The organism is Ruegeria sp. CL5, assembly GCF_056536485.1.
The window spans coordinates 646779-664051 of the sequence record NZ_JBQFPS010000001.1; the positions used below are offsets into that span (position 1 = coordinate 646779).

A 17273-nucleotide genomic window follows, 5' to 3' on the forward strand; every position below is an offset into this window, starting at 1 on the left:
CCGAAGGAAAAACACTAAATGAGGGTTGGAAATAACACAGTTTTTTATGTTGGGTCTTTGCTAACACCGAATAACGACGTTGCTTTGTTTTCCATACGAAATGAAGTCGCAAACTTAGACATCGCAGTTGAGTTTTCAATCGATTCGAACACTAGGGAACAACGATTGAAGATCGACAAAATCGACGGGCTTCCCACTATCGAGCTCGTTAACTGGAATAACAGCCTTGGAACTGCAACAACTGAGCCTCTTGAACTGGGAGTAACAAATAGTGGTCAAAGACTTCTCTTTCTGTGTGCGAACAGAACGATCGGGAATGTTAACGAGGTAATGCTTCAGCTAATGCTGGAGGGAGGCAAAGATGACTGACCAACTCAAAGTCACGCCTAATACCGTTCCTGTTGCCCAAACATTTGACAACACTGGTCAAGAGTTAATCTACGTCACAGTGGACAGACTCAAACTTGTACTCACCGAGCACAAAGAATGCGTTACTGAACAAAGATCGCTTTGGGCACCTTTCGGGATCGGGATTTCACTGCTTGCCGCCTTGCTCACCTCCAGTTTTAACTCAAAATGGGGGATCACCGCGGAAAATTTTCAATATCTCTTTGTCGGCTTCCTCTTTATCAGTGTTTGGGTTTCACTCACTAACGTTTGGAAAGTTGGAAAAGGATACCTTTCGGGCAAACGGGTAGGCGACATTGATAGTGTAATTGAAAAATTGAAACGAGATCCGCCAACAAAAAAATCAGGCAATCAGCAAGCGTAGGAAGGATGCTCGCACCCATCAATTTCCCCGCGTCTAGATGGGTTTAAACACCCATCCTACTTGACCACACCCATCGCGCCCGCCCATACGGCGAATTCGGTGCCTGTAGGATGCCTCGCATCATGTATTGGGTGAAACAGCTCTCCCCCGTAGGCCGGGCTTCAGCCCGGCACACCGCAACCCCCTTGCCTAACCCGTTGATCCCGTTCACACTTGCCCTCAAACCGTCACCCAAGAACGACATTTGAGGTTCCGGGCGTCCAAGACCGAGTAAGACCACCAACACATTTCCAAACGGGAGGACGACATGAAAACACTAACCCTCGGGCTGGCCCTGACCCTGCTGGCCTCGGCAGCCTCTGCGCAGCAGATGCTCAGCACCGCATCGCCCATTCCAGACGGCGCCGAGACGCGGTTTTGCTACTATGACGGCATGGCCTATTCGCCGGATGCGTTCGTCTTGCTGACCGGTGACAATACCGTCACCTCAACCATCAGCACGCGCGAGGAACGCTTGCTGCGGTGTCATCGCAATGACGATGGCTCTCTGGTCTGGAAACCGCAAAGCACGTTTCAAACCAACAACTGACGTAGGATAGGTTTCCAACCCATCAAAGCGTACCGGGAGCGATGGGGTGAAACCCCATCCTACCCCAATTTCTGGTCCAGCCAATCGGCGATCTGTCCGGCTGGCTCTTCCCAACCCGATTCCATGAACAGAAAATGCGCATGGTTCTCGACGGGCAGAAAGGTCGCACGGTTTCCGTAGAGCTTCGCCAGCGCGCGGCAGGTATTGGGGTTCACGGCCCGGTCCTCGGTGCCTGAGACGATCAGCACCGGGCAGTCGACCTTGTCGATATCCACCTTCATCGCGTGGTGATCGTCGAACATCCAAAAGAACATCTCGAACATCACGCGCCCGCTTTCCGGACCGAGTTGGTCGAAAACCTCATGCTGCTGCGCCTCGGGCATCTTGTTCAGCGCAAAGGGGGCCATCAGATCGAAATCAACGCGCATGGGCTGTTTCCAGAACGCCCCACCCTCCATCAGCGCGCGCGGCACGGCGCGTTCGTCGTCAGTTTCAGGCAAGGTGCCCCAGGCCGCATTTGGGTTGATCAGGACAATGGCGCTGGCCAAACCGCGAGAGGCCACCTGTTGTGCCACTACGCCCGCGATGGCATGGCCTAGCAGCACCGGTTTGCTATCCAACCCTTGTACGAAGTCGGCAATGTCATTGGCGTAATCCAAGACGCTGGTTTCGGTCAGGCCCGGATCGGGTTCGGCGTTAGGGTCGCCGCCATGATACCGCAACGCAGGCGTGTGTACCGACCAGCCACGTGCGCGAAAGAACTCCGCGTAATCCTGCATGCACCACGGCCCGGCAAAAGCTCCGTGGATCAGAACAATCTCTTTTGTCATGAAAAACTCCCTCACCTGTGACCAATATGTGAGGTGAAGGACGAGGTCTGCAAGCCCGTTACTGCACTGCGCTCAAAGGACTGGGGTATTGGAAACGTTCCGATGAATGCGTCTCGCAGGCCCATGTTGGTAGATTGTGTGCCTGACAGAGCGCCGCGCCTGGTGTCACAGGATCAATAAATTCGTCCAGTTTGATCTAGAAAATTCGACGAAAATTTTTTGCGCAGTTGCGACCGGCCCGCTCGCTCGCGGACCGGTCGAGTTGGGTCAGCCGTAGCGATAGGGCCGACCGGCCTTTTGCATTTCGGCGTTATATTTCTTGAAGATTTCAACAACCTTGGCCTTGGTCTCGGATTCAGCTGCAATCTCATCCCAGAATTTGACAGCCGCTTCTTCGACCTGCGCCCATTCGGCATCTGGAATTGTGGTCAGTTGCATCTTGGTGCCATTGACGCGAAGGTTGGCTTCACCACCCCAATACCACCACTGGCGATAATAGTGCGACTGATCACAGCAAGCGCGGAACAACGTCTGCAAGTCTTCGGGCAGTTCGTTCCAACGGTCCATATTGGCAAAGAAGTGACCCGCCCAGGCGCCCGATACGTTGTTGGTCAGGAAGTAGTTGGTCACATCGGCCCAACCGACGGTGTAGTCTTCGGTAATGCCTGACCACGCGATGCCGTCCAGCTCTCCGGTTTGCACCGCGACTTCGATGTCTTCCCACGGCAGGGTCACAGGAACCACGCCGAACTGCGACAGGAACCGGCCCGCCGTCGGGAAAGTGAAGATGCGCTTGCCCTTCATATCCTCCAGAGAATTGATCGGATCCTTGGTGGCAAAATGGCAGGGATCCCAGGCGCCGGCGCTGATGTGTTTGACGCCGACCTTAGAATACTCTTCATCCCAGATCTCGTTCAGGCCCCACTGGTTGAACAGAACCGGCACGTCCAGCGAATAGCGCGAGGCAAATGGGAAATAGCCGCCGAAAACAGTGACCTCGGTGGGTGAAGCCATCGAGTCATCATCCGACTGCACCGCATCGATGGTGCCCTTCTGCATGGCGCGGAACAGCTCTCCGGTGGGCACAAGCTGATCGGCGTAGAACAACTCGATCTGCATCCGGTCACCGGCGATCTTGTTGAACATCTCGATGGCTGGATCGATCACATGAGCCGCGAGCGCTGGCCCTGCATAGGTCTGCATCCGCCATGTAATCGTATTTTGCGCCAGCGCCGGTGCAGCCAAAGGTGCAGCTGCAACCCCCACCCCAGCAGTTTTGAGAAACTTACGTCTTGTCGTCATGTCAATTTCCTCTCTGTTAAAGTTCAAGTGCCCGTTTGCCGGGCCTTCTGGTTAATTTCCGTAAACATATCCGGGCAGCCAAAGCGCTATTTCCGGGAAGATCATGATTATCGCGAGCGCCAGAACCATTACGCCCACAAAAGGAAAGATCGAGCGATAGATATCGCGAAGCGTAATCTCGGGCGGGGCCATCGCTCGCATCAGGAACAGATTGTAGCCGAATGGCGGCGTCATATAGGCGATCTGGGTCGTGATCGTATAAAGCACGCCGTACCAGATCAGATCAAAACCCAATGCCCCCACCAGCGGTACATATAGCGGAGCAACGATGACGAGCATCGCGGTATCATCGAGGAACGTGCCCATTACGATAAAGCTGAGCTGCATCAGGATCAGGATCATCCATGGTGAAAGATTGAGTTGTTCGGTGAACAGATTGTCGATGGCCTTAACCGCACCCAATCCATCAAATACGGCTCCAAATCCCAGTGCGGCCAGAATGATCCACATGAACATGCAGGATATGGCCAGCGTTTGCTTGGTGCAGTCTTCAAAGATTTTCCACGTCATCCGGCGTTTGAGAACCGAGGCCGCTAAAGCCGCCAGCGCCCCGATCGCTGAACTTTCAACAAGCGAGGTCCAGCCATTGACAAAAGGGATCATCATGGATGCGAAGATAATCAGCGGCAGAGCGCCTGCCCCCAACAACCGGATTTTCTCGCCCCGAGGCACTTCGTGCGCGTCCTCCATCGCTGGGCCGAGCTGAGGTTGAATGCGACAGCGTATCCATATGTAGAGGATGAACATTGACGCCATCAGCAGCCCGGGCACAATACCGGCCAACCACAGCTGACCTACAGGTTGCCGCGCGATCATGGCATACAGCACTAGAACCACGGAAGGCGGCACGAGAATCCCCAGGCTCGATCCGGCTTGAATGACCCCGGTCACCATGGTCTTGTCGTATCCGCGCCGCAAAAGCTCGGGCAAAGCAATTGTCGCCCCAATGGCCATTCCGGCGACACTGAGGCCGTTCATAGCAGAAACCAGAACCATCAGCCCGATTGTACCGATCGCAAGGCCTCCGTTCACCGGCCCCATCCAAACGTGAAACATGCGATAGAGGTCGTCCGCCAGGCGGCTTTCGCTCAGAACATAACCCATGAAGATAAACATCGGCAGCGTGAGCAACGGATACCACTTCATCAGTTTCATCGCGGCCGAAAAGGGAATATCCTGCCCGCCTGTTCCCCACAGTGCCAGCGCCGCAATCGCCGAAACCGCGCCGATGGCCCCGAAAACGCGCTGGCCTGTAAACAGCATCAGCATCATTGAGGCAAACATGAAAATGGCGATATATTCCTGACTCATGCCCGGCTGACCCCGATTTCCTGCCCGTTGATCCGTGCGATGTCTTTGAAGAGTTCAGAAATTGCTTGCAGCAGCATAAGAAAGAAGCCGAACACCGTAATTGCCTTGACCGGCCAGATATAGGGCCTCCATGCAGTTGATGAGCGTTCAAGTCTCCCGATCTCTTCACTGCCGGTCAGAAGACCTGTGAAATAGGAAACCGGTTCATCGCCCCAATAGCCGAGGCTGTAGGCGGTCGAACCAAGTCCACCATAGAACAGCACGCCTAGATATAGGATCAGTAACAACACCGTGCAGGCGTCGAACCAAGCTTTCCGGCGCGGGCTCCAATTGTGATAAAACAGATCCATCCGGACGTTCGAACCCAATTGGATCGAGTACGGACCTCCTATGATGTAGTAGGTCACCATTGCAAACTGCGCCATTTCCAGCGTCCAGAGCGAAGGTAGAAAGAACGTTTTCGAGATCGAGGACCACAGCAAAATACCCATCATCACGAACAGGCCCCACATCATGACCCGCCCGATCCGATAGTTCACCGCATCAACGATGCGCACATATGCGGCCATCATTTTCATTGCCGCGCGCCCTCGCTTTGGATCGCGCTCATCGTGTTTTCGATCCAATGCACTAGATCATCAGCAATCGCTTGTTGTTGCTCGGGCGTCTCGATCAGATCATTGCGAATTTCGATCATGACGTTCAGCAAACCTCTTGGTTTCGCATGAACATCCAGCGTATGTGCCACGCCATCGCGGGCTGAGTATGGCTCATTGAGGCGCGTCTTCAGCGACAGGTCTGCAGGAGCTTCTTCCAGCATTTTCAACGCAAAGCGCTCGTCTTCGCCATGCAATAAGCCCAATTCGACAGTCCGTTTCTGTCCCCGATACACGGGCGTAAAGCTATGTATTGTCACCATCAACTCAAGCGTTTCGCGATGACGATCCAACATTCCTGCAAGTTCCAAACAAAATGGCTTATAGACCTCTTCGACTCTGGCCTTGCGATCAGCGTCAGACAGGGAGGCGTTGCCTGGAATCGTGAAATCCTCGCTGATAGCAGGCATCGCATCGTCGGCTTCAGGTGGTCGATTACAATCATAAACAAGCCGCGAAACGCCTCCGTAGATCAATGAAGCAGACATTTGTCGTGCCATAGCCTGCGCGACAGGCAAAGCACCCGGATCCCATGCGATATGGCTGCGCAAAGCATCGGCGTTTAGACCCAAGTCCCTCAATTCTTTGGGTATCCGGCACGATGCATGTTCACAGACCACGATAACCGATGGGCTGTCCGCCGGTTGGCGTGCGTGAACTACTGGTCCAAAATCCAGATGCCCGATCGGCGAAAGGTTGTTGTGCGATTCCATGGGGAAAAATTTCTACACCCAGCCTTAACCTGTCAATAATTTTCCTGTAAAATATCCCACACAACCGTTTCAGATGTCAAAAATTACACATTGGATGGTGGACAACCAAAGAGGATGTAGTCCGTGCGCGTAACTGAAAGACTCCTTGCCCATCGCGAAACGATGACCCCATCGGAGCGGCAATTGGTGAATGTGCTGCTGGATGATTATCCAATGGCAGGTCTTGGCAGCATTACGGAACTTGCAAGCATCGCCTCGGTTTCAACCACGACAGTCGCGCGCATGCTGCAGAAAACCGGATTTGGCGGCTATCCTCAGTTTCAAGCCGCTATCCGCAGCGAAGTGAAAGAGATGATCTCGGGTCCCGTTGCCAAGCGGGATGTCTGGCAAAATGATCTGCCAGAGGAACATATCCTAAACCGCTATTCCCGGCAGGCGTTGGACAACCAACGGCGTTCAATCGATGAGGTGGCTCCGGAAGAGTTCGACAGCTTTTGCCGCCTATTGTGCGATCCGGATCGACGCATTTTCATAACCGGAGGACGCATTACCGGGACGCTGGCGCAGTATCTATATCTGCACCTGCAAATGATACGGCCCGACGTGAAACTGCTATCAGATGCGGCCTCCTGGACCCATGATCTGCTTGAGGTGCGTGAAGGGGACGTGTTGGTGGCCTTGGATGTGCGGCGGTACGAAAACACCACGCTGCTGATCGGACAGCTTTGCCATGAACGAGGCGCCGAGGTCGTGCTGCTGACGGATCAATGGCGTTCGCCGATCCATCGGCTGGCAAAGCACACATTTGCAGCGCGTATCGCGGTTCCGTCTGCGTGGGATTCCATGGCCTCGATCCTGGTACTGTTGGAATGTGTGATCGCCGAAATGCAAGAACGTCTGTGGGACAGCGTGAAAGAACGTACGGAAGAGCTTGAGCAGGCATTCGACAGGACCAAACTGTTCCGCAAATTCGGTCAGAGCTCGGGATCCTGACGCCTTTTTCGTGGTGTCATGAGATACAACTGCGCGTGAACACTATTGTCTGAACGACCTCAGACCGTACATTCTGTACACATGACATTTATTGCCGACAATCAACTACCGTTGCTTATTCTTTCGTTTCTGATCGGCCTATTGGGAACCGGCTTCTTATTCCGGAAGCCAGCGGGACATCGAGCCTGGAAACTGGCAGATCTTGTCTGGGTGGTTTTGGGTGGGATCGGCGCATTGGTCGCCGTACTGGCGGGGCTCTATACATCAGACAGCTCACGATTGGATCGGCAAATTGACGTAGCTTATGCGGCAACTCTGGCCTTCGACCGCGACGCAGCACGCTTTCGACTGCGGTTTTGCGACCCGGCATATGATCCCGATACGGCCGTTTTGTGTGAAAAGGTGGAATTCTTGTCTGCCTCGACCGCCAGCAATGCCGATTTACCGCTCTTTATTGCGGTCACAAACGAAGTTGCACCGCTGCAAGGGCTGCATTTCCTGTTTGGCCGGACATCAAAGGACGAGATGGAAGAGGCTCGCGATATGGCCGCTAAGGCCGATGCTTTTGATATCCAGCAGTTTCTAGTGTTCACCTCTCTGGATGAAACCACGCAAGCCGCAGTTGACAACATGCGCCGCAAAGTACCTGCCATCGCAGGCGACTACCTGATCCTCGCCCAGAGCTATGACGATCTGATTGATCAGGTGGGCAAATTGAAGGAGGAATGGGAATATCTGCAGGCCAATGCGCATATTCTGGTCTTACAGATCATCGCCCTATGTCTGGTCAGTTTTGCGGCCCCGTTTCGCCTCGGCAAGTCCATTGTTGAACTGCGCACCGCCTTTATCCCCGATACGCCTTTGCCAACTTCGCCGGATCAGCCCCAAGAAAATAGCGCGCCAATGTCCAGAGATTCCGCGCACCCCGCCGAAACCAGCCCTGACGGATATAGCGTTCCGCATTCGTAACCGCATTCGCTTTTAACAGCACCGAGCGCGGCAGGGCGCGAACCAGGGCGACATCTTCCATCAATGGCTGATCCGGATACCCACCCGCCGACAGATAGGTCTGGCGCTGGACCAACAGTCCCTGATCTCCGTAAGGCAACCCGAACAGGCGGCTGCGCAAATTCGCCCAGCCAGCAACCCAGAGTGGGGCCACGCCCTTGGCGCGGAACCGCAAACGAAAGGCCGCAGGTTGGCCTGTGTTCAGATGCTCTGCAACCGCTGCGGTCCAGCCCGGTTGCAACTCGGTATCCGCGTGCAGTATCAGCAACCAGTCAGCCTTGGCCTCAGCGCATCCCCTCCGCAATTGCCCGCCGCGTGATGGGGTGCCTGACACGATCCGGGCCCCTGCCTCATCAGCGATCTTTAGCGTGTGATCATCCGAACCAGCATCGCTGACGATCAACTCGCGGATCAGTCCCTGTTGCAGACCTTCCATCAGCGATTGCAAAGTACTTGGCAGCTCCTGCCCTGCATTCAATGTCGGGATCACGATGCTGATTGGGGCGGACACGTCTGATACCCTCTGGTCATGGCGGCGCGTTCTCCTATATCACGAGGCCAGACCAAATGACGAGGATCAACCCATGCCCAATCGCCGCATTCTGCGCCTGACCGGCAAGGATACAGACAGCTTTCTGCAAGGGCTGATCACAAATGACGTACAGCGGATGAACGAGGGGTTGGTCTACGCTGCCCTGCTGACCCCGCAGGGCAAGTATCTGGCTGATTTCTTTTTGAAACGGGACGGATCATCGGTTCTGCTGGACGTGGCAGTGGATCTGGCCGACGCGCTGAATAAGCGCCTGACGATGTACAAGCTGCGTGCTGAAGTTGCGATCGAAGCGACCGACCTCAATCTGCAGCGCGGCACAGGTCCCGCACCAGAAGGCGCTCTGCCCGATCCAAGGCATCCCGATCTTGGCTGGCGCGGCTATTCTTCGGCACCGGAAGACGAAGATGGTACAGACTGGGATGCGATCCGCGTCCGTCATTGCATTCCAGAGACAAACATCGAACTAACGCCAGACAGCTACATACTTGAAGCCGGTTTCGAAGCCCTGAATGGCCTCGACTTCAAAAAAGGTTGCTATGTTGGTCAGGAAGTCACCGCGCGCATGAAGCACAAAACCGAACTGCGCAAAGGTTTGCGTGTTGTAGAAATGACAGGCGCTGCTCCGGTTGGAACCGAGATTCAGTCTGGTGGAAAGCCCGCCGGAACTTTGTTTACGCAATCCAATGGCAAGGCAATTGCATATCTGCGCCTTGATCGCGCCCAAGGGGACATGCTGGCGGGTGATGCGATCGTGCGTTTGACCGACTAACCCCGCGGGTAACCTCGCGCCACGTTTTCGCTGGAACCCATCGCGCTGCGCGGTAACACTGGCGCCGGAACTGCAAGAGGGATGTAAAAGATGTTCCGGCTGTATCGGGCAATCTGGCGGGCCAGTGCGGGCCGGCAAGTTATACTTATCCTGCTGTCATTGGCAGTCGCAGCGCTAGCTGCAGTTCCGCTGGAATTTCAGCGCGACATCATCAATCACCTGACATCTGCAGATGTCGGGGTCGAGCGATTGTTGACATTGGGTGCTGGCATGATGGCTGTCATTTTGTTGAGCCTTGCCCTGAAATGGGTGCTGGGCTACCGGGCGGGCACTTTGGGTGAGGACCTGATCCGCCTGATCCGTCAACGCCTGTTGGTGCGCGCAGCTGACCTCAACCAAACCGGAGGATCCTTTCGCAAGGGAACCATGAGCACTGCTGTCTCTGCCGAGGCTGAAGAGCTTGGTAAATTTGCAGGCGGCGCCTTTTCCGACCCCGTTGTTCAGATCGGAACGTTGATCAGTGTGATTGGCTATATCTCATCCACACAACCCGGCCTGGGTCTGATCGCGTTTTCGATGATCCTTCCACAAATCATCATTGTTCTGGTCTCGCAACGGCGCGTGAACGTCTTTGTCGCCGAACGGGTCCGTATCCTGCGCAATTCGACCGACCGTTTGACGACCGAGGATATCGAGGCTGTATCTACAGCTATTGAGGCACTGTTTGATGACATTTACGAAACACGCCGTCGCATGTTCATCTGGAAATTATCTGCCAAATTCTTGCTGAGCGTTATCAACGGTGCCGGGACGGTTGGCATCTTGATGCTTGGCGGATGGCTGGTTTTGCATGGGCGTACGGACGTCGGCACCGTGGTTGCTGCCACCAGCGGGCTAACACGCATACAAGGTCCAACCGCATTCCTAATCGCATTCTATCGCCAAGTCAGCGCCAATCGCATCAAGTTCGAATTGATGCTTGAACTGTTCGGTCCAGACCCCGAGCGATACCGGCGGCAACGCAACAAAAAAGACCGCACCTAAAGGATGCGGTCTTTCGAATGTGATTGGAACAAGCTTAGGCGCGTTCAGAATATTCCATGGTTTCCGTATTCACGATGATCATTTCATCCTGACCAATAAACGGTGGAACCATGACCTTAACGCCATTGTCCAAGATTGCAGGTTTGAACGAGTTTGCAGCGGTTTGCCCTTTGACGACCGGTTCGGTCTCAACAATCTTGCAGGTCACCTTTTGCGGCAGCGTCGCATTCAACGCCTCGCTCTCGTAGAATTCGACAACAATGGTCATGCCGTCCTGCAGAAACGGGCGGCGCTCACCCAGCAATTCCGACGGCAGCTCGATCTGTTCGTATGTCTCAGAATCCATGAACACCAACATGCCATCGGATTCGTACAGGAATTGCTGATCTTTTTGCTCAAGCCGTACGCGCTCAACCTTGTCCGCAGAACGAAAGCGTTCGTTCAGTTTTGAGCCATTGCGCAGGTTGCGCAGTTCGACCTGTGCAAAAGCACCGCCTTTACCGGGCTTTACGTGATCCACCTTAACAGCCGCCCACAGCCCATCGTTATGCTCAAGCACATTGCCGGGGCGAATTTCGTTCCCATTTATCTTGGGCATGACTTAAATCCTTCACAAACGGTTGATGCGTCAGTTGTTGTCCCTATATCTGGCGTGACCACACCTGACAAGACAACGAAACCTAGTGCTGCACATGCAGCGAGCCATGCAAATGACGCAACGTAGTTATGCGATTTAGGTGTATCCGAATCGCATGTAATAGGTCATAAGGACCGTCACGCCGAAAATTGCAAGAGCAAGAAAAACAGGAAAAACGAGATGAGAGATTTCGTTGACGGCACTGCCTTCAATAACGAACAAGGCAATCGTGCACGCAAACTTTTCGCAGCCGTTGTACTGGCTGCTCTGGATGATGCCATCGCTGACGACAAGAAATACGGCAATGGGCCAGAACAAATTGCCCGCTGGGCCCGTTCGCGCGATGGTCGCGAAGTACTGTCCTGCGCCGGTATCGACCCCAATGAGCGGGTTGTTGGTGGATTGATGGAATTCGTCGGTCGCGGCGTCCGGACTTCGGTGGCTCTGTCACGCGAAGAAAGCGAACGCCGGAATGCGGCTCAGCAGGCCGAAGCGGCCTGATTGAACCCCGCATCCGATTGAAAAAACGCGCCCTGACGACGGGGCGCGTTTTTCATTGACCAGGCTAAAAGTACATTATCCATTGCCTTGCAACCCAGAGCTCGGCCGTAAGCAAAACAGCAAAAAAGAGCTTAGCCCCTATCGAAAGGCCGCGTTGCCACAACACGGCATAGGCCGCCAAACACACCGCCATGGATATGGGCGCGACCCAAATGGCGTGATGAGTGCTGTCCCAATAGCTGATGGGGCTGTCGAATACCCAAGAACTGAGCGGCCAGAATTGTGGCCGACCGTCTCCTGCGTGCAAAAAGAAATCCATCACCAAGTGCAGCAGCCCTGCGGACGCACCTATGGTCAATAGGTGCCAACTTCGCCACAGCCCTAGGCCAAGCGCGGTTCCCCACACAAAGAACGAGTTGTCGACGGCGAACACCGTTTGCCAGGCTGGCGAAAAGTAAAGCTGGTCGAATACAACCTGTGCCGGGATGTTCAGAAAATACAGCGAGGCACTTGCCATCACATACAACGACAAGTCCGGCAGCAACGATCCAAGCAACGCTGCCCATAATGCGGCTCCTTGGGCTGGGCGTGCAAAAGTGGCGGCGCCGATCAAAAGATGCGCAGGTGTGTTCATAGGGGGCTTTTCCTTTGCCCTTAAATCAGGTCATCTGCGCGTCAACATAGGAGACAGGCCATGGCGCGGTCCATCATGATTCAAGGCACCGGCAGCAATGTCGGAAAATCGGTTTTGGTGACCGGACTGGCACGCGCATATACCCGACGCGGGCTGAGGGTTGCTCCGTTCAAACCGCAGAACATGTCAAACAACGCCGCTGTTACTGAAAACGGTGGAGAAATCGGGCGTGCGCAGGCCCTGCAGGCGCGGGCGGCGAAACGGCCGACGCATACCGACATGAACCCGATCCTGTTGAAACCAGAAACCGACACAGGCGCGCAAATCATCCTTCAGGGCAAGCGCGCAGGCACAATGAAAGCGGGCGACTATCGCAAAGATAAATCCAAGCTTCTGGGTGCGGCTTTGGAAAGCTTCGGCCGGCTGTGCAGCGATGCCGATTTGGTGCTGATCGAGGGCGCAGGCAGCCCAGCTGAGACCAATTTGCGCATGGGTGATATTGCCAATATGGGATTTGCGTGTGCCGCTGACGTTCCAGTTGTTCTGGTCGGCGATATCCATCGTGGCGGAGTGATCGCCCAAATCGTTGGAACACAGGCAGTCCTGGACGCAAGGGATCTCGAGATGATCCGAGGCTTTGCCATAAATCGGTTCAAAGGTGACGTGTCCCTATTTGACGAAGGTCGCGATGACATCGCGGCACGGACCGGTTGGCCCTGCATCGGCGTGGTGCCGTGGTTTCACGATGCATGGAAGCTGCCTGCCGAGGATATGATGGATATTCGCTCTCATGCCGGAGGTGCGTGCAAGATCGTTGTGCCTCAGCTAGAGCGGATGGCCAATTTTGATGATCTTGACCCGCTTTCGGCAGAACCCGGTGTGACGGTCGAGATCATTCCTGCCGGCCGCCCCCTGCCCGGCGATGCCGATCTGGTGTTGCTGCCCGGCAGCAAATCCACGATTGGCGATCTGGCCTATTTCCGGGCGCAAGGCTGGGACATAGACCTGTATGCCCATGTCCGTCGGGGAGGACACGTTCTGGGCCTTTGCGGCGGATATCAGATGCTGGGAAAAACCATCGCGGACCCGGATGGCGTAGACGGTCGCCCGGGTCACGTCGAAGGTTTGGGGCTGCTGGATGTCACCACCACCATGGCCGGTCAAAAGCAGGTTACATTGCGATCAGCGACCGCCCTACCCGGTAAGGAACCCGTCAGCGGTTATGAAATCCATATGGGTAGGACCGACGGTCCGGATTGCGCCCGCGCATGGCTGCAGGTCGGGGGGAGGCCAGAAGGTGCTGCCAGCGCCAACGGTCGCATACGCGGCAGCTATCTGCATGGGATTTTTACATCAGACGCGTTTCGCGCAAACTATCTGTCCGAATTGGGCGTTGTATCAGAAAACGCCTATGAAGACGGCGTCGAACAGGTTTTGGACGACCTTGCCGACCATCTTGAGCGGCACATGGATTTAGACCTGCTTCTCTCGATGGCGCAGACACCAAATCGGGGCTGAGGATTAGTCTCGATCCCCAGCGGCCAACGCCCGCACAATTTCGCGCCGAACCATCTTACGCAGGTTCTTAGTTATCCGCTCGCCCAATGCGCCTTGCAGCTCTTCTCGGACGATCTGCGCAACAAGCTCGCGCAACTGCTGCTCCTCAAACACTGCACCGGTGGGCTTTGGTGTCGGATCCGCTTTTACCGAAAGATCGCGTATGAACACGGCCTCTGTTTTGGCCTCTGTGTCAGGTTGTGCGACCTTAGACTGCGCAAATCCCTTGTCCACTGGCCACTCGACAGCCATTGTCTTGGTGCCAGAGTACTCATCGTCGCTTTCACCATCCGGTTCCCACTGATCTTCAGTCCGGGCGATCGCGGCCTCCAAGGCTTCGATTTTTGCGCTCAAACTCCCCGCAAGATCACGCTTTGGTTCCTCGGAGCTGGCCTCCGCATCTTTGGCAGGCACAACATCGTTGGGCTGCAAACGCATCGGTTCATCTGGGTTGTCAGGCGTATTCGCGGCCTGTCTTTCTGCCTCATCGCCCGCGTTGCTATGAGGCATCAACTTCAGAGGTGCCCGCTTCTTGGCAATCAGCGGTTCCTCGCTGACGCGCAAGGCGTCGGTCAAAACCAGCCGCCCAGGCTTGGACGCCGGGGGCGAAGGGACAAAGATAAATTCCGATTCGCCACTGGCGTCTTCGTCGACCATTCGTTTAACCGACGAGAGAACGTCCTGAATATTGGCGTTTACAACACGATCCGACATATTTTTCTACCGCTCTAACCTTGGTTCGATTGTAGCCAATCAAAACCATCGCCACAACAGGTAGCGATACTGTTTAATCCCGGCGCAACGCCTTGAGCACCCGATCCAAATCGCGGCTTTGCTTGCTAACCTGCGATGGCGCCTTTTTGACGAGGTTGTAATACAAGGTCGGGTCATAAATCTGCACCGCCAGCCCCAAACGTTCTGCCGTCAACAAACCCTGCGCCTGCAGCAACTCATACGCAGCACGAGACCGCTCAGTCCGAGACGCAACTTCAGCCAATTGTGCGTCCAACAAATCCTGCTGAGCGTTCAGAACATCCAAAGTTGTACGCGCACCTAGCGTCGCTTCTTCGCGGATACCGTCAAAGGCAACTTGCGAGGCGCGAACACGCTCGGTCGAAGCCCGAAGGCTGGCAGTTGCGGCCTGAAATGCCGCATAGCGATCCGCAACTCCTTGCGTGATGTTTTTCTGTACATTCAGCAAATTCGCGCGAGACGCGTCACGCGTTGCCATCGCCCGACGCACTGCAGCCGCCAGACCACCGCCAGCATAGATCGGCTGATTGAAATTCAACGAGATCGTTGCATCGTTGATGTAGTCGTCGTTGTCATAGCTCTCGGTGATACCTGCATCAGCATTCAAGCTGACATTCGGCCCAAGATTGGCTCGCTGTTGCTGTACGATCAGATCCAGCGCGCGAACCTGATGCTGCGCCGAAAGGATAGCCGGGTGGTTACGCTGCGCCAGATTGACAGCATCGGATTCCGAACGCGGCAGATTCGGCAACCTCGGCTGGCCAGCCGTCCTTCCGGGCGTTTTGCCAACTGCATTCACGTATTCAGCCTGCGCAATGCTCAGGTTACCACGGGCAACGGCCAAGTCCGCTTGCGAACTGGCCAACTGTGCCTCGGACAGCGCGACGTCTGTACGTGTCACTTCACCAACCTCGAAACGGTCTTGCGAGGCACGGAGTTCCTCGGCCGACACTTCCACGTTGTTTTGGCGGATCGCGACAGTTTCTTCCTGCAGCAATACACCTAAATAAGCATTCGCTGCACGAATTAGGATTTGCTGTTCGATATCGATTAAAGACTGACGCGTGGAAAGAACGGTTTCCTGCGCCGATTGCTTGCCCAGAACCGAAGCGCCGCCGTCATAGATCAACTGGCTAAGCGTAAGGCCCGAGAAAAAACTGGAGGGTTCGGTCGTGTTGATTAGGCTGCTTGTATTGGTCCGAGTGTAGTCGCGGCTAACACGCACCGTCCAGTTGATGATGGGACGTAATGCAGACAGCGCAATTGCGACGTCTTCATCCGCTGCCCGCAGCAATGCACGGTTCTGTTCGAGCAGACCGCTGGTACGATACGCACCGATAAACGCATCTGTCAGATTGTCAGCCCAAACTGACCGTCCGGGTATTGCACTAAACGCAATACCAGCAGCCAAAGTGAGACCTTTGAGCAGCTTTCCTGTCGTCGTCCCGCGCATTACCAAATCCTCTCAAATCGAAATTACGCAACCACCGGAGCAGTTTGCGCCGGTGTTTTCAAGTAATCAAGGCATCAAAATACTTCTATTGCCAACTATAGCGAAAATGCACACTCAGCGCAAAACGCGGGCAAAACCGGAGCGCTGGCATTAAACGCATAGCGCCACGAAATCCGGCCTGCAGCCTTAATACCTACCCGCACAGTCCCAAGACTGCCCTCCATGAACAAGCAGACGATCCGTCCACCATCCTTGAGCTGATCCAGCAGCGTGGCGGGCAACTGCTCAACACCGCCCTGAACCAAGATCACATCATAAGGGCCATGCTCAACGGCACCCATTTCGAGAGGGCCTGTGTGAACAATTGCATTATCTGCATCGGCTTCCATCAGAAGTGTCTGCGCTTCTGCCGCCAAATCGTCTTCGGATTCCACAGCCACTACCAACTCAGCCATTCGCGCCACAATCGCAGTCGAATAGCCCAATCCAGGTGCAATATCCAACACCACTTCGTCGTTGGAAATATTCACTACATCCAACATCTTGGCCAAAGTTCTGGGCTCCAGTAGGCAACGCCCGCCTCCCAATTCAATCAGATCGCCGACATAGGCTGCCTCGCGCTGCGAATCCGGCACGAAATTTTCACGTGCCACTGACAGCATCGCATCAATGATCGGGAATTTTGTCACATCCGAGGGCCTGACTTGAGTATCAACCATCGTAAGACGCCGGGCTGCGAAATCTGTCATTTGATCGCTCAATCCTTGTCATTCTGCTTATTGACTTGTGCCACATCCGTCTGCCAGCAGCAACGGCTCAGACGGCAAATTCGGGCGCGGCAAAATGATCTTATCTGAGCGCTTCGGAATTTAGTACAAAAGCCGAAACAATCGCACTTAAAACTCTGGACGTTCACTCAGAAAGCTGTTAGAACGCCGACCACACCACAGCAAGTACTTGATATTGCTTGACAAGGCGAGTTGGCGGAGTGGTGACGCAGCGGATTGCAAATCCGTGTACACCGGTTCGATTCCGGTACTCGCCTCCAATAGATTTCAATAGCTCACCTCTCCCCAGACCGAGCGATACAAATGCTTGTTCTTTGGGGTCACATAGGGGAAATGTAGCCCGATATGGG

General features: G+C 54.8%; 19 protein-coding genes, 1 tRNA gene and 1 pseudogene. 10 read left to right on the forward strand and 11 right to left on the reverse strand.

The genetic code is table 11. The features are described 5' to 3' along the window. The first annotated feature begins 18 nt into the window (after positions 1-18). From ACR0IU_RS03175 to ACR0IU_RS03185, 3 genes are all read left to right on the forward strand, one after another. Positions 19-369: a DUF6864 domain-containing function gene (locus tag ACR0IU_RS03175; protein WP_480715218.1), complete on the forward strand. Its 351-nt coding sequence runs from the start codon at positions 19-21 to the stop codon at positions 367-369. Beyond that, positions 362-772: a hypothetical protein gene (locus ACR0IU_RS03180; RefSeq protein WP_480715219.1), complete on the forward strand. Its 411-nt coding sequence runs from the start codon at positions 362-364 to the stop codon at positions 770-772. Before ACR0IU_RS03175 ends, ACR0IU_RS03180 begins: the two co-directional genes overlap by 8 nt. Before the next feature lie 307 nt (positions 773-1079). Further along, a complete protein-coding gene (locus ACR0IU_RS03185; protein ID WP_480715220.1) occupies positions 1080-1361 on the forward strand; it encodes a hypothetical protein in 282 nt (93 codons plus the stop codon). Between the two features lie 59 nt (positions 1362-1420). Here the strand turns inward: ACR0IU_RS03185 and ACR0IU_RS03190 are convergent, their stop codons facing one another. From ACR0IU_RS03190 to ACR0IU_RS03210, 5 genes are all read right to left on the reverse strand, one after another. Beyond that, on the reverse strand, positions 1421-2191 hold the full coding sequence (locus ACR0IU_RS03190; protein ID WP_480715221.1) for an alpha/beta hydrolase: 771 nt from the start codon (positions 2189-2191) through the stop codon (positions 1421-1423). A 267-nt stretch (positions 2192-2458) separates the two neighbouring features. Next, positions 2459-3493 (reverse strand): TRAP transporter substrate-binding protein, encoded by a 1035-nt coding sequence (locus tag ACR0IU_RS03195; RefSeq protein ID WP_319546851.1) that lies wholly within the window; start codon positions 3491-3493, stop codon positions 2459-2461. A gap of 51 nt (positions 3494-3544) precedes the next feature. Continuing rightward, positions 3545-4864 (reverse strand): TRAP transporter large permease, encoded by a 1320-nt coding sequence (locus tag ACR0IU_RS03200; RefSeq protein WP_480715222.1) that lies wholly within the window; start codon positions 4862-4864, stop codon positions 3545-3547. Continuing rightward, positions 4861-5442: a TRAP transporter small permease subunit gene (locus ACR0IU_RS03205; RefSeq protein ID WP_480715223.1), complete on the reverse strand. Its 582-nt coding sequence runs from the start codon at positions 5440-5442 to the stop codon at positions 4861-4863. The genes ACR0IU_RS03200 and ACR0IU_RS03205 overlap by 4 nt, the downstream gene beginning before the upstream one ends. Continuing rightward, positions 5439-6233 carry an N-formylglutamate amidohydrolase gene (locus tag ACR0IU_RS03210; RefSeq protein ID WP_480715224.1) on the reverse strand — a complete coding sequence of 265 codons (795 nt, stop codon included), beginning with the start codon at positions 6231-6233 and terminating at the stop codon, positions 5439-5441. Before ACR0IU_RS03210 ends, ACR0IU_RS03205 begins: the two co-directional genes overlap by 4 nt. 123 nt (positions 6234-6356) lie before the next feature. Between ACR0IU_RS03210 and ACR0IU_RS03215 the strand changes: the two genes are divergently transcribed. Together ACR0IU_RS03215 and ACR0IU_RS03220 are read left to right on the forward strand one after the other, a co-directional pair. Next, positions 6357-7226 carry a MurR/RpiR family transcriptional regulator gene (locus tag ACR0IU_RS03215; protein WP_170779195.1) on the forward strand — a complete coding sequence of 290 codons (870 nt, stop codon included), beginning with the start codon at positions 6357-6359 and terminating at the stop codon, positions 7224-7226. 81 nt (positions 7227-7307) lie between these two features. After that, a pseudogene (locus ACR0IU_RS03220) lies at positions 7308-8063 on the forward strand (hypothetical protein); the annotation flags it as partial. A 7-nt stretch (positions 8064-8070) separates the two neighbouring features. Here ACR0IU_RS03220 and ACR0IU_RS03225 read toward each other — a convergent pair. Further along, a complete protein-coding gene (locus tag ACR0IU_RS03225) occupies positions 8071-8745 on the reverse strand; it encodes a TIGR04283 family arsenosugar biosynthesis glycosyltransferase (RefSeq protein ID WP_480715225.1) in 675 nt (224 codons plus the stop codon). 73 nt (positions 8746-8818) lie between these two features. Between ACR0IU_RS03225 and ygfZ the strand changes: the two genes are divergently transcribed. After that, complete coding sequence (gene ygfZ, locus ACR0IU_RS03230) at positions 8819-9556, forward strand: CAF17-like 4Fe-4S cluster assembly/insertion protein YgfZ (protein ID WP_480715226.1); 738 nt, start codon at positions 8819-8821, stop codon at positions 9554-9556. Between the two features lie 90 nt (positions 9557-9646). Further along, positions 9647-10600 carry an ABC transporter transmembrane domain-containing protein gene (locus ACR0IU_RS03235; protein ID WP_480715227.1) on the forward strand — a complete coding sequence of 318 codons (954 nt, stop codon included), beginning with the start codon at positions 9647-9649 and terminating at the stop codon, positions 10598-10600. Between the two features lie 34 nt (positions 10601-10634). On the opposite strand, the gene efp is transcribed toward ACR0IU_RS03235, so the two are convergent. Continuing rightward, on the reverse strand, positions 10635-11198 hold the full coding sequence (gene efp, locus ACR0IU_RS03240; protein WP_010439041.1) for an elongation factor P: 564 nt from the start codon (positions 11196-11198) through the stop codon (positions 10635-10637). Between the two features lie 219 nt (positions 11199-11417). On the opposite strand from efp, the gene ACR0IU_RS03245 reads away from it, so the two are divergent. Next, the gene (locus ACR0IU_RS03245) at positions 11418-11738 is read left to right on the forward strand and encodes a DUF6280 family protein (protein ID WP_008757056.1); all 321 of its coding nucleotides are present in this window, start codon (positions 11418-11420) and stop codon (positions 11736-11738) included. Between the two features lie 64 nt (positions 11739-11802). On the opposite strand, the gene ACR0IU_RS03250 is transcribed toward ACR0IU_RS03245, so the two are convergent. Beyond that, positions 11803-12372, reverse strand: coding sequence for a cobalamin biosynthesis protein CobQ (locus ACR0IU_RS03250; protein WP_480715228.1), 570 nt, complete (start codon positions 12370-12372; stop codon positions 11803-11805). A gap of 60 nt (positions 12373-12432) precedes the next feature. Between ACR0IU_RS03250 and ACR0IU_RS03255 the strand changes: the two genes are divergently transcribed. Then, complete coding sequence (locus ACR0IU_RS03255; RefSeq protein WP_480715229.1) at positions 12433-13890, forward strand: cobyric acid synthase; 1458 nt, start codon at positions 12433-12435, stop codon at positions 13888-13890. 3 nt (positions 13891-13893) lie between these two features. Here ACR0IU_RS03255 and ACR0IU_RS03260 read toward each other — a convergent pair whose 3' ends face one another. From ACR0IU_RS03260 to ACR0IU_RS03270, 3 genes are all read right to left on the reverse strand, one after another. Further along, positions 13894-14643 (reverse strand): hypothetical protein, encoded by a 750-nt coding sequence (locus ACR0IU_RS03260; protein ID WP_480715230.1) that lies wholly within the window; start codon positions 14641-14643, stop codon positions 13894-13896. Between the two features lie 73 nt (positions 14644-14716). Next, positions 14717-16135 carry a TolC family outer membrane protein gene (locus ACR0IU_RS03265; protein ID WP_480715231.1) on the reverse strand — a complete coding sequence of 473 codons (1419 nt, stop codon included), beginning with the start codon at positions 16133-16135 and terminating at the stop codon, positions 14717-14719. Positions 16136-16230: 95 nt separating this feature from the next. Further along, entirely contained in the window at positions 16231-16884 is a 654-nt protein-coding gene (locus ACR0IU_RS03270; RefSeq protein WP_170770249.1) for a protein-L-isoaspartate O-methyltransferase family protein, read from the reverse strand. 225 nt (positions 16885-17109) lie between these two features. On the opposite strand from ACR0IU_RS03270, the gene ACR0IU_RS03275 reads away from it, so the two are divergent. Next, positions 17110-17183 (forward strand) — tRNA-Cys (locus tag ACR0IU_RS03275). Positions 17184-17273: the final 90 nt, after the last annotated feature.